Here is an 11,355-nt window from a genome sequence, read left to right as displayed (position 1 = left end):
ACAAAAAACGCCAAAATCATTTTAGCATAAATAATACTCAGTATGTTTTTTAATATCAAATACATACTAATAGTAATTATCCGAAAAATTTATATATTAACTTAAAGGCAGCAAATACTTTTGTATTTGCTGCCTTTAAAGATATACTTAAAATTGATTTTACATAATGCTACTCTAAGCCTTTATATTGAAATAATTTATATTTTTGAATGTTTAGAGAAAAATACGGATTATTTTTAATATGATTTGAGTTATTGCTTCTGATTTTTATTATTAACCCTGTTCTAATATGCTCCAGAAGAAACTCTTTTTCTCTTCCTGTATAAATGATTTGTGTAAGCTTAAAATCATTTCCTTTTTCTAAATATAAATCATCGTATCTTGCCATAAGGATATACGAGCCGTCTTCGTATCCGCAATCAAATGAAAGTTCCTCTGATTGAAATTCTCCGGAAATAACTTTGCCTTTTATAAATGCGGCATTTCCGAAATATCTTGCAACGGCAATGCTTTCCGGGTTTTCATAAATATTTTCAGGCTTTCCAAATTGAAGATTATTGCCCTTATCCATAACCATAATATAATCAGACATACTCAATGCTTCCTCTTTATCATGAGTTACCATAACTGTAGTCATATGATAGGCTTTATGTAGATTTAACACTAAAAGCCTCATATCAAAACGTAAATTTTCATCAAGGCCTGAAAATGGCTCATCAAGGAGGAGAATCTCCGGCTCCGCTGCCAATGCCCTTGCTAAAGCGACCCTTTGCTGCTCACCTCCTGAAAGCTTATGAGGCTGTACATGCTCATAGCCCTTCAGCTTTACCTTTTCCAAAAGCTCTGTAACTTTATCTGTATATATTTTCTTGGATAAGCCCTTTATTTTCATGGGATAAGCGATATTTTCAAAAACACTCATATGGGGGAAAAGCCTGATATCCTGAAAGACGATTACAGCGCCTCTTTTATGGGCCGGAGAGTGTGCCGTATTTTTACCGTTAATATAAATTGTACCTTTATCACAGGGGATTATTCCTGCTATGGTTTTAAGCAATGTACTCTTACCGCAGCCAGAAGGTCCAAGAACGGATAAAAATTCACCCTTTTCTAATGAAAAGCTTATATTCTTAAGAATAGGCTTATTCGATAAGCTTACATTTATATTTTTAAGTTCAAGCTTCATAGATTTATCCTTTCAGTACCGTAGCTATCTTTTTTGCGGCAAATTCAAATAAGGCAAAAACAATTAAAGAAGAGAACAGAAATAAGATTACATAAGCCGATGCTATAACCCTGTCTCCCCCTGATATAAAGGGAACCATAATAATAGAAAATGTTTTAATACGGCCCCCTCCTATAATTAAAGTTAGAAAATATTGGCTGAAGGAAATGATATAGGCCATGGAAACAGAGGAAAGAATCGCAGGAAGCATTAAAGGAAAAGAAATGTCGGCAAAAGCCTTTAAAGGGTTGCAGCCGAGAACGTAGGCCTGCTCTTCATATGTTTTTCCTATGGATTCGGTTATGTCTGTCAATATGCTTATGGTATAAGGGAGCGAATAAATAATATGGCAGATAAGGACCCCATAAATATTGTCATTGAGCCCCCACCATATAAATATAACGTGAATACCCATAGCAAAAACATTCGCCGGAACAATGATAGGAAGCATGCTGCCGAACTGCAGAATGGCTTTTCCTCTAAATTCATATAAGGTAAATGCCCTTGACGCCATTAAGCCTATAATGGTAGAAATTATAGCAGAGGCAAATGAAATAAATACACTCGAAATAAGAATTTTAAATGCACCGGAATGGCTCCCTATAATTTCCCTAAGCCCTCTTAAGGAAAGAAACTCCGGCAAAATATTAGGCCAAGGCCACCTTCCGCAAATAGACCATATGCCCACCAAGATAACAGGAAACAGAATAACTATCCCTAATATAAAAAGTGCCGTCTTAAAAAGATATTTTTTATTTTTCATCGGATTCTCTCATTCCCCATATCTTTTTATTTGCAATTAGATAATAAGATACTGCAATCACCATGCTTACGATTATAATTATGCCATTGGCCGCCATAGCATAAGGCCTATGCTTTAAGTCCGGGTGGGTATATTCTATATAGGCCTGAACAGGCAAAGCTCTGGGCTTTGTGGCCCCTAAAAGAAAGGGAAGCTCGTAAGCCCCGAAAGAAAACGCCGTAATGATTAAAGAAGCTTTTAATATAGAAGGCATGGATAAAGGAAGGGTTATGGTAAAAAATGCTTTTATAGGGGAAGCCCCTAAATTTACAGAAGCTTCTTCTAAGGTTTTCTTTATGCTTTCCATAAGAGAAAGTACAAAGAAAGCCACAAAAGGAGCCTGCTTCCATACATAGGCTAAAATTATCCCTGTGCCACTTGTATTATATAAAAGATTGGGAAATTCCATAGGGTCTCCTATAAGCCCCATTAAATACATAAGCCTTGAAATCATGCCGCTTTGAGAGAAAATCACGACGCTGAAAAATGCCACAACCGTATGAGGTATCAAAATGGGGATACGGAGTATATAATTAAACAGCCCTTCCCCCTTGCCGGAATAAGTTAATAAAGCGCATATTCCTACGCCAATGATTACCGACAAAACCGAAGATAATAAGCAGGTATATAAGCTTAGCAATAGGGAATCCCTGAAATGGGGATTCCCTATGATTTCTTTATAATAATCAAGGCTTATTTCCTCAAGCCCTAAAGCAGGGATATAGCCAAGGCTTTGTATTATCCCATTGATAAGACCTGTTATAAGAATAGCCAAAATCATGATTAAAGGCAGTGTTAAAATATAAGGAATAATCTTTTTCAATTGAATTCCCTTTCATCACTTATGTTGAATATCGTTAAATTATTTTCCTACAACTTCTTCAAGCCATATTTCTTCTATTATAGGCACCAAAGCCGCAGGCATTTCAGGAAGGCGCTTTGATAAAAGCTCTTCCTGAGAGAGGGTTCCCTTGCCAATATCAATGCTTTCAAATATGGCTTTTTCTTCATCGGACAGCTTTTCATTATCCACAATAGGCAGTGTCTTGAGGCTTTTAAATTGGCTCGCCTGTCCTTCGGCGGACATAAGGTAATTAATCACAACCATAGCCCCTTCTTTATTCGGTGCATTTTGGGCAATCGCCATATAGCTTGTATTGCCTATGGTTCCCTTATCGAAAAGATAGGAGATTGCCGTATCGGGGTAAGCGCCGTCCTCAATTCTTGTGGCAACGGAATAAGGGCTGTAGCTTAAATGGAATACAAGCTCACCGTCTGCAAACATATTTTCCTGCTCTGTAGAGGTTGCGGGAAATGTTTTTCCTTCATTCCATAAATAAGGGTTTAAGGAGCGAAGGTATTCCATAGCCGGCATAATAGCTTCTCTTACTGTTTCCTTATCTGCTTCCATCTCCATAAACTGCTCATATCCGCTGATATCATAAATTACATTCCTTACAAAGGCAGAGCCTGTAAAATCAGGAAGGGCCGGATAGGTAACTTTCCCTTTGTATTTTTTTGCGTATTCTAAAAATTCTTCGGTATTGGAAGGTGTTTCAGGTGTTTTAGCGCTGTCTCCTATGAAAACAATCTGCGCCTTTCCATAGGGAGCCTCATAGCCTTCTATAGGACAGCCGAAATCATATAAGGTTTCCGGGTCTTCTATGTCCGCATAAGCATCGCAGGAAGGAAGCTTTTCTAAAAATGGGCCGTAAAGCAAGTCATTTTCCTTGGCTGTAAAGAAATTCTCTCCGTTAATCCATATCATATCTATGGTCCCTGTTTCTGCGCCTGCCTGCTTTTCACCGGAGAGCTTATTGAGGATTTCGTCTATATTCATAGAGACAAGTTCTAATGTGATGTCATATTTTTCTTTTAATGCATTTGCTATCTCTGTAGAAAGCCATTTATTTCTGTATTCATCTCCGCCCCAGCCATAAAATGTTACCTTAGTGCCTTTGGCCTTTTCTGCAATTTCATCAAAAGTTAAATCTGAAATTTCAGAAGAATTGCTTTGGGCAATTTCTTCTTTCGGCTTTGCAGCCGGCGCCTGAGCTGAAGTACAGGATACAAGCATAACAGAAATTACTGCAATAATAAAAGGTAAAAATTTTTTCTTTCGTTTTAAATTCATCTTTATAATCTCCTTATTTTGTAATTAGATTATTCTATAAAACTAAACGCCTTATAGGCCTCATAAACATGCTGTATGTAGACTGCCGGGTCTTTTATCTCAGGAAGATTAACTATCCGCTTCTCCCCTTCCCCCAGTAAAAATCCTGTTTTTAAAGAGTCTCTATCGGGAGCTACAGCAATAAGCCGGTCATGAAATAAATCAGGATTTATAAGTACTGCGGCGGCATATACGTCCCATTTATAAATTCCTTCATTTTTAAAAACTTCCTTCTCCCTTTTAAACCAGTATTGGCCTTCTTTGTAAAGCCAGCTCAAAAAAGCATTTCCTTCGGAATTTAATTTATCAAAAGACGCTTTTGTAAACAAGGCAGCAAGGCAGTTATTGCCTGTGGCTATTTTTATATTTTTCCCATAAGTCAATACATTAAAAGACGCTTCATAATCGCATGAAAAATTCAGTTCATTTAATACTTTTCCGTTTATAATAAGAGGCTCTGTTATGCCCCCCATTAAAGACAGTTCTTTCAAATTTTCATAAAAAGCGCCGTCAATCCTGTAGGCATGATATAAATTAGTTAAAGAGCCGGTGGCAAGAACGCTGATTTGCCCTTTATATTGCTCTGCCACATCCGCAAGAAATTTTGCCGCCTGATTATCGAATGCATTTGATGACGCGCCTTTTAAGACGGGTATTTCAGGCCTTCCTATCTGCTTCATGAATTTTAGGGTATTGGGATAAACAGTGTCAATGGTGCTGTTTCCAAAGGTGGTGGTAATTCCTATAATATCATATTTATTGCTTGCCAAGGCGTATATAATAGCAAGCCCGTCATCTATATCGCAGCCTTCAATGCCGAAGGTATTGTCACAGTCTATGATTAATTTTTCCATGGAACCTCCCGAGAAATCTTTAATCCGTATTTTTATATAAAACAGCTATTTTATTAATGTCTTTACCTTTTCGGAACATATACTGGAGTTTTTGCATCTTCCACATGGTTCTGAGCCTTCCGTTTTTTAAAAAACGGCGCTCAGAGGTTATAATGTTGCCTTTGACAAGGCCTATTTTCTCCCCACCCTTTTTTATATCCATAGAGAGCTTATAATCTTCCATAATGGGAATAGAGGCAAAACCCCCCAGTTTTAAAAAATAGTCCTTAAATATAAATATGCCTTGGTCGCCAAAGGCTATATTTCTGAATATGACGCGAAAATTTGACATAAAGGCGCATATCTTCATAAGAAGGCTTCTGCTGTCAAATTTAATTTTAAAGCAGCCTGCTTTATAGCCCTTATGAAGGGTTTCATTGATTTTTCCAATACAGTCCGGCTTTAAAATACTGTCTGCATGGAGAAAAAATAAAACATCACCCTTTGCCTTTAATGCCCCGTAATTCATTTGGTTTGCTCTGCCCTTTTCAGGAGAATTGAGAAGAATAAAATCCCTTTTAATGATTTCGGGGGTTTTATCCGTGCTTCCGCCGTCAACGAATATGATTTCATATGGGTTTTTTATGGTTTTTAGATTATTTATAAGGGCTTTAATAGTTCTCTCTTCATTGTATACGGGGATAATTATTGATATTTTAAAATCATTCATACTGTTAAACCATGTACTCATTTCTTATATTTTCAAGGAAGGATGTCTTTAAATATTCTTGTATTTTTTTATAAGTATATTCATTTTTAATAGCTCTTTCAGGGCTTTGATATTCCACCCACGCCATAGCGCACCATGTAATTCCGCGTAAGCAGGTCATGGCAAAATAAGGCATGATGCTTTGCCATAGTCTCTCCGGCTCCTCATGAGCTTCAGAATATTTACAGTAGCTTTCTATAAAGGCTAAAATATCTCTTTTTGAAAGAACAGTATCGGTTTTCCAGAAAGTTGTGGTAGGGGCAAGAAAATGCCCTAAATCCTGCCCTCGATAAGCGTATAAAGGCTTCTCCCAGTCTATGAGATAGTTTTTTTCGCCTTCTCCGTTTATTAAGAAATTACCGGAATTAAGCTCTGTATTAATGATGCAGCGCTTACCGTAATCCTTTCCTTTTTCTATGATAAGCTTACCCTTTTCCAAAAGCTCTTTGATGAGTGATTTTACTTCCTTAGAACCTTTATCATAATCTAAATATATTTTTGCCATGCTATGGCATTCCTCAAGGATAGCAAAAAGAGGATTAGGAGGACGTATAAGATGATTCTTCTCGGATACTGGCGTATTATGTATATCGGAAAGTATCTGGGCCGCTATTTCCATATGCTCTTCGTAAACAAGCGGTTTTCCCGTCAAGTAGCTCATAATAAGAAAGCCATAAGGAAAAGCCTCATTGCTTTCGTCAATATATAAAGGCTCTGGGGTTCTTCCGCTTTCCTTTAAAAGAAGCAAAGCATTATATTCATACCGAGCCTGATTTGAAAGATGCATTTGACTGCCCATGGGAAGCCTCAAAACCATTTTTCTGCCGTTTTCGGGATAACCGAATAAATAATTAATATTATATTCTCCCGAACCAAGAAGTTTAAATTCAATCGGCCTTTCAGGAGAAATGCCAAGGGCCTTTCTGAAACTTTCAGACTTTGAAATTAAGCTCAAATCAAAATCCCGCATTCTGTCCTCCGTAAAAAATAATATTATGAAGCTCTTCCCGTGTGTTTTTGCAGCTTATGGAATAGTCCTCTTTTAAAACTTCCGCAAGCCTGAGAAGATCTTCTTTATAATCAATATCAAAAGTGGGCATGCCAAGGCCGTAGGTTTTTCCGGTCTTTTCTATGGCTTTAATGGTATTTTCCGTAACGGAGCTGTTGCCGTATTCTATGGAAAAAATACTTTTACAGCTTTTTTTCATTCCTATAAGATAATATCCGCCGTCTTCTACCGGGGATATTACTACGTCCTTATATTGAAGTATTTCAAAGGCGTTTTCTATATTTTCAGGCCCTATTAGAGGAACATCTGTGCCTATCAATACGCAGGCCTCATGGCCTAAGTCTAAAACCTCAGAAATTGCGTTATCCATTCTTTGGCCAAGGGTTTCACCTCTTTGCATAAAGAGAGCCGGATTATCGTAAAACAAGCCGGCTGAATTCTTGATATTATTTTCGGCTGTGCAGTATACATAAACATCTGCATCAATCTTCTTTATTACATTATAAATATCTTTAATAAAGGCCCTATGAAGCCTGCAGCAGGATTTACCGTCGAGAAAAGGCTGAAGCCTCGTCTTTGTCCTTCCGGCGGCCGGTATTCTGGTAAAAAGTATAATGGCCCTATTTTTCATAGGCTTCTTCCTTTGGAGAATTAATTTTTTTATAAATACGTTTAACATATACACTTAATAGAACCATCACCGCAGCTATGATTAATACAATGAAGAAGAGATCTGCTCTTTCTGTTTCATTTATAATGCCGGAGGTTGCCAGAGTAAAAAGAAGAACCCCTGGTATCATAAATATAAAAGTAGCCATGGTATATTTTACAATGCTTATATCGGTAATTCCGTAAGCAAAGTTTTGAAGGTTAAAAGGAAAAACAGGCAATAGCCTTGTTATCATTAAAAGTATTATTTCATTTTCAGGCTTATCTGTAAAAATGACCTTCTTAAGCAGTTTATTTTTTTCTATCATGGGCTTTACGGCATCCTTTAAAAAATACCTTCCGGCAGCAAAGGATAAAACCGCCCCCAGGGTAGTTCCGGCAAGGCATAGAATACTTCCTGCCCATGGGCCGAATAAAATCCCTGCCGCTACGGCAAAGGTTAAGCCGGGCAAAGCCAATAAAACACAGGCTGCCGCCGTAAAAACAATGTATAATCCTGCTGCAAGAATATAATTTTCATTTATTATGTTTTTAAGAGTGTTAATTCCTTTTTCTTCAAATAAATAACTTCCAAGATTAAAATATCTTGCCAATATTAAAATCAATGCAGAAAATATTAAAAACACCCATATTTTTTTATTTTTCATCTTTATTATTCTCTTCCATAAATAATATTTAAAATAGGCAATTAAAGTAAATTTATCATGAAGAAGTAGTAAAAGCCTATTCCCTGTAAGGCTCAAAAACACGGATTTCCTTCGGAAACGGTACATTTTTGAGCCTTCGTGAATATACACGGCTTTGCTACTATTTAACTTTAAATTTACTATAAATCCGAAAGGCATAATAATTTCATTATAATAATGAGCATTACTATTCTATAGTATTTTGCAAATCATTACAAATTATATTTTCTTATAAGACCGTCAAGCCCTATTTCTGTTTTTTATATCACGATTATAACCTGCTTATTTTATAAAAAAAGTATATTTCTATTTCTTATATTTATCCGAAATGAGTATTATCTTTTACTATTTGACCGGAATTTATCCTGAACATATAATGTAGTTACTTTTATATAAGGAGAGACAGATAAAACATGAAAAAAAGACTTATCTTAGGCATGTTAATATCCTTGGCTATATCGGTTTCAGGCTGCTCCGGCAATACCGATAAGGCCCAGACTCATAATCAGCCACCAAAAGACCAGAAAGTTCAAGTGTCTAATAGCGAAAACCCAGCAAAGCCGGAAGAACATGAAAAGACGGAAGCACCTGCGGTAGATTCAAAATTAATACTGGAAAATTTGAATAATAGCAAATATATAATTGTTGATACTCGAATAAATGACGCATATAACGGCTGGAAGGTTGACGGCATTAAAAGAGGAGGGCATATTCCGGGGGCAGTGGATTTTTCAGCTAATTGGCTTAATGTAGAAAAAGAAGATAAAGAAGCGCTTCTTCAGGAAGCTCTCGATGCCAAGGGCATTACGCCTGATAAAACAGTTGTCCTTTACGATATAGATACTAAAAATGCTGAAAATGTAAAAAAGTATTTAGAAGGCAAAGGCTTTAAAGATATTTTGATATATGATTTTAATGAATGGATTAATGATGATTCTTTGGAACTTGAAAAGTATAAGAATTATCAGCTTGTCGTTCCGGCTTACATAGTAAAAGAAGCTATTGACGGAAAAACACCCGAAAGCTTTGAGCCGTCTGCTAAGATAAAAATTGTTGAATCAAGCTGGGGAGAAGAAAGCGAAACTTATTCCAAAGGGCATGTGCCTACGGCCTTTCATATAAATACAGATGGATTTGAGCCGCCTCCGGCATGGATGCTTGACAGTGATGAAAACCTTCAAAAATGGGCCTTGCAGCATGGCTTTACCGCAGATGATACGGTTATAGTAACAAGCGCTGATCAAATGGCGGCCTACCGTTTAGCAGTCGTATTAAGATATATAGGGGTATCCGACGTAAGAGTATTAAACGGCGGAAACGACGCATGGACAAGGGCCGGATACGAGCTTGAAACTAAAAGCAATAAGCCCGAACCTGCTGAAAGCTTCGGAGCAGATATTCCCGGAAACCCGGATATCATTGTGACGATTCCCGAACTTAAAGAATGTTTGCAAATGTCTGATACATGCGTTTTGGTCGATAACAGAGGTTGGGACGAGTATATAGGAGAATCCAGCGGATATAGCTATCATGATAAAAAGGGAAGAATCCCGGGAGCTGTTTTTGGCTACGCAGGGGTAAATGGTTCAGGAGACTTGAGCTATTATAGAAATATCGATAATACCATCAGAAACCAAAAAGAAATAGAAGCGCTGTGGCAGTCCCAGTCCATAGATACGCAAAAACATATGATGTTTATGTGCGGAAGCGGCTGGAGAGCAGCGGAAGTTCTGACCTACGCCAATGTATACGGATATGAAAACAGTGCTTTATATAGCGACGGCTGGATCGGCTGGAGCAACGATGCCGAAAACCCTGTTGAAATAGGAGAGCCGATAAATAATGAAAAAGAGACTGCTTCTAATAATCTTATGGATACTGACGATATTCCTTCTTGTTGCTCCTCTGGTAATTAATAATATAATAGGACGGCATATGATGCTCTATAGGTATCTCATAACAAAGCAATATGCCTTTTCAGGAAAAAATATATATCAGATTATTGTACTCCTGCCTCTGTTTATGGCAAGCATACGGCTGATTAAAAAACCTAATAAAAATAAGCACGCTTTCATTGCTATAGCAGCCAATACAGCCTTTATTCTTTCGGCATTTATATTAAGCTTAACTGACCCCAAGGTCCTAATCGTGTATTTTCCTTTATGCCTATGCTTATATAGCGCCATAATCACAACATATATCATATATTTTATAAGCAATAAAATCTAAACAAAAAACCCATACAATCTCATCGGATTCGATTTTGATTGTATGGGTTTTTATTTGGGTTTGAAGGAATATAAAATTAGGGAAGTACAGTAAATTTATTATGAAGAAGTAACAAAGCCCATTCCCGGCAGGTTCAAAAACACGGATTGCTTTCAGAAACAGTATATTTTTGAGTCTATATGAATACGGCTTTGTTGCTGACTAACTTTAAATTTACTATAAGTCTTTGCCTTTTAAACCTATAAAAATTACTCCATTAAGCTTATATAATCATCTCCAAGCTCTACCCAGTTTTTGTTCCCGCCTTCAAGAGTATATATATTGCCCTCGGGAATGCCCAATTCAGAGAGTATTCCTGTTGCTCCTTGCGCATATCTCTTTCCTGAATAGCAAACTAAAACGTATTTGCTGTCCTTGTTTCCTTCTTCGCTTCCTGTAGCTTCTTTAAGTGCTGCCTTAAGATTATTTGTAGCTAATTCTTTATCTTCAGCGCTTACTATGGAATCAACATCACCTGAGAAAGCTCCTTTTATATGGGATGAATCATAATCTTCCTTTTTTCTTACATCTAAGATTATGTATCCGTCTCCGCCTTCATCAATATCCTTTTTTAAATCCTCGGCCTGAATATACTGATACTCTATTGTCTCACCTTGTGCTGCTTCTTTTTTACTGTCACTTCCGCAGCCGGCCATTATAAATGCACTGAAAATAAAAATGCTTGCAATTAATAAAAGTTTATTTCTCATAATTAAGAAAACCTCCATTTAAATATAAAATTATATTTTATGTTTTGACTGGAAAATTTCCGCCGGAAAAATATAATTACAATTATCTCCTAAGCATTCGGCCCTCTAAAAAATCATAAAAAAACGCTTTGATACCAAGTATCTAAGCAGAAATTTAAGATGCCCATATGCAAAATCTTATAGAAATAAGCTTGTCTTTATTATTTTTCAT

Annotated in this window: 11 protein-coding genes; 1 reads left to right on the top strand and 10 read right to left on the bottom strand. The window is 36.8% G+C overall.

Going from position 1 to position 11,355, the window contains the following annotated elements; genetic code table 11:
• Positions 1 to 169: 169 nt before the first annotated feature.
• From NBX03_RS05610 to NBX03_RS05570, 9 genes are read right to left on the bottom strand one after another with little or no spacing between them, the layout of a single operon-like run.
• A complete protein-coding gene (locus NBX03_RS05610) occupies positions 170 to 1,186 on the bottom strand; it encodes an ABC transporter ATP-binding protein (RefSeq protein WP_250229772.1) in 1,017 nt (338 codons plus the stop codon).
• Positions 1,187 to 1,190: 4 nt separating this feature from the next.
• The gene (locus tag NBX03_RS05605) at positions 1,191 to 1,988 is read right to left on the bottom strand and encodes an ABC transporter permease (protein WP_250229771.1); all 798 of its coding nucleotides are present in this window, start codon (positions 1,986 to 1,988) and stop codon (positions 1,191 to 1,193) included.
• On the bottom strand, positions 1,978 to 2,850 hold the full coding sequence (locus tag NBX03_RS05600; RefSeq protein WP_250229769.1) for an ABC transporter permease: 873 nt from the start codon (positions 2,848 to 2,850) through the stop codon (positions 1,978 to 1,980). Before NBX03_RS05600 ends, NBX03_RS05605 begins: the two co-directional genes overlap by 11 nt.
• A gap of 39 nt (positions 2,851 to 2,889) precedes the next feature.
• Positions 2,890 to 4,161, bottom strand: coding sequence for an ABC transporter substrate-binding protein (locus NBX03_RS05595; protein WP_250229767.1), 1,272 nt, complete (start codon positions 4,159 to 4,161; stop codon positions 2,890 to 2,892).
• Positions 4,162 to 4,190: 29 nt separating this feature from the next.
• Positions 4,191 to 5,054, bottom strand: coding sequence for a nucleoside hydrolase (locus NBX03_RS05590; protein WP_250229766.1), 864 nt, complete (start codon positions 5,052 to 5,054; stop codon positions 4,191 to 4,193).
• Between the two features lie 19 nt (positions 5,055 to 5,073).
• A complete protein-coding gene (locus NBX03_RS05585) occupies positions 5,074 to 5,763 on the bottom strand; it encodes a TIGR04283 family arsenosugar biosynthesis glycosyltransferase (protein ID WP_250229765.1) in 690 nt (229 codons plus the stop codon).
• A gap of 4 nt (positions 5,764 to 5,767) precedes the next feature.
• Positions 5,768 to 6,772, bottom strand: coding sequence for an aminoglycoside phosphotransferase family protein (locus tag NBX03_RS05580; RefSeq protein WP_250229763.1), 1,005 nt, complete (start codon positions 6,770 to 6,772; stop codon positions 5,768 to 5,770).
• Positions 6,759 to 7,442, bottom strand: a complete 684-nt coding sequence (locus NBX03_RS05575; RefSeq protein ID WP_250229762.1) for a TIGR04282 family arsenosugar biosynthesis glycosyltransferase — start codon at positions 7,440 to 7,442, stop codon at positions 6,759 to 6,761. The genes NBX03_RS05580 and NBX03_RS05575 overlap by 14 nt, the downstream gene beginning before the upstream one ends.
• Complete coding sequence (locus NBX03_RS05570; RefSeq protein ID WP_250229761.1) at positions 7,432 to 8,127, bottom strand: TVP38/TMEM64 family protein; 696 nt, start codon at positions 8,125 to 8,127, stop codon at positions 7,432 to 7,434. Before NBX03_RS05570 ends, NBX03_RS05575 begins: the two co-directional genes overlap by 11 nt.
• Before the next feature lie 452 nt (positions 8,128 to 8,579).
• Here NBX03_RS05570 and NBX03_RS05565 point away from each other — a divergent pair, with 452 nt between their 5' ends.
• Positions 8,580 to 10,082, top strand: coding sequence for a rhodanese-like domain-containing protein (locus NBX03_RS05565; RefSeq protein ID WP_250229760.1), 1,503 nt, complete (start codon positions 8,580 to 8,582; stop codon positions 10,080 to 10,082).
• 561 nt (positions 10,083 to 10,643) lie between these two features.
• Here the strand turns inward: NBX03_RS05565 and NBX03_RS05560 are convergent.
• On the bottom strand, positions 10,644 to 11,144 hold the full coding sequence (locus NBX03_RS05560; protein ID WP_250229759.1) for a rhodanese-like domain-containing protein: 501 nt from the start codon (positions 11,142 to 11,144) through the stop codon (positions 10,644 to 10,646).
• Positions 11,145 to 11,355 lie beyond the last annotated feature (211 nt).

The sequence above is a fragment of the Anaeropeptidivorans aminofermentans genome (assembly GCF_940670685.1).
Classification (GTDB): Bacteria; Bacillota; Clostridia; order Lachnospirales; family UBA5962; genus Anaeropeptidivorans; species Anaeropeptidivorans aminofermentans.
Note: the sequence above shows the minus strand (reverse complement) of the source record. Positions and strands in the feature narration are given on the sequence as shown.

Excerpts from the sequence above, each read along its gene's own strand:
- NBX03_RS05610 (WP_250229772.1), bottom strand. The coding sequence starts at position 1,186 with ATGAAGCTTGAACTTAAAAATATAAATGTAAGCTTATCGAATAAGCCT.
- NBX03_RS05605 (WP_250229771.1), bottom strand. The coding sequence starts at position 1,988 with ATGAAAAATAAAAAATATCTTTTTAAGACGGCACTTTTTATATTAGGG.
- NBX03_RS05595 (WP_250229767.1), bottom strand. The coding sequence starts at position 4,161 with ATGAATTTAAAACGAAAGAAAAAATTTTTACCTTTTATTATTGCAGTA.
- NBX03_RS05590 (WP_250229766.1), bottom strand. The coding sequence starts at position 5,054 with ATGGAAAAATTAATCATAGACTGTGACAATACCTTCGGCATTGAAGGC.
- NBX03_RS05585 (WP_250229765.1), bottom strand. The coding sequence starts at position 5,763 with ATGAATGATTTTAAAATATCAATAATTATCCCCGTATACAATGAAGAG.
- NBX03_RS05580 (WP_250229763.1), bottom strand. The coding sequence starts at position 6,772 with ATGCGGGATTTTGATTTGAGCTTAATTTCAAAGTCTGAAAGTTTCAGA.
- NBX03_RS05575 (WP_250229762.1), bottom strand. The coding sequence starts at position 7,442 with ATGAAAAATAGGGCCATTATACTTTTTACCAGAATACCGGCCGCCGGA.
- NBX03_RS05570 (WP_250229761.1), bottom strand. The coding sequence starts at position 8,127 with ATGAAAAATAAAAAAATATGGGTGTTTTTAATATTTTCTGCATTGATT.
- NBX03_RS05565 (WP_250229760.1), top strand. The coding sequence starts at position 8,580 with ATGAAAAAAAGACTTATCTTAGGCATGTTAATATCCTTGGCTATATCG.
- NBX03_RS05560 (WP_250229759.1), bottom strand. The coding sequence starts at position 11,144 with ATGAGAAATAAACTTTTATTAATTGCAAGCATTTTTATTTTCAGTGCA.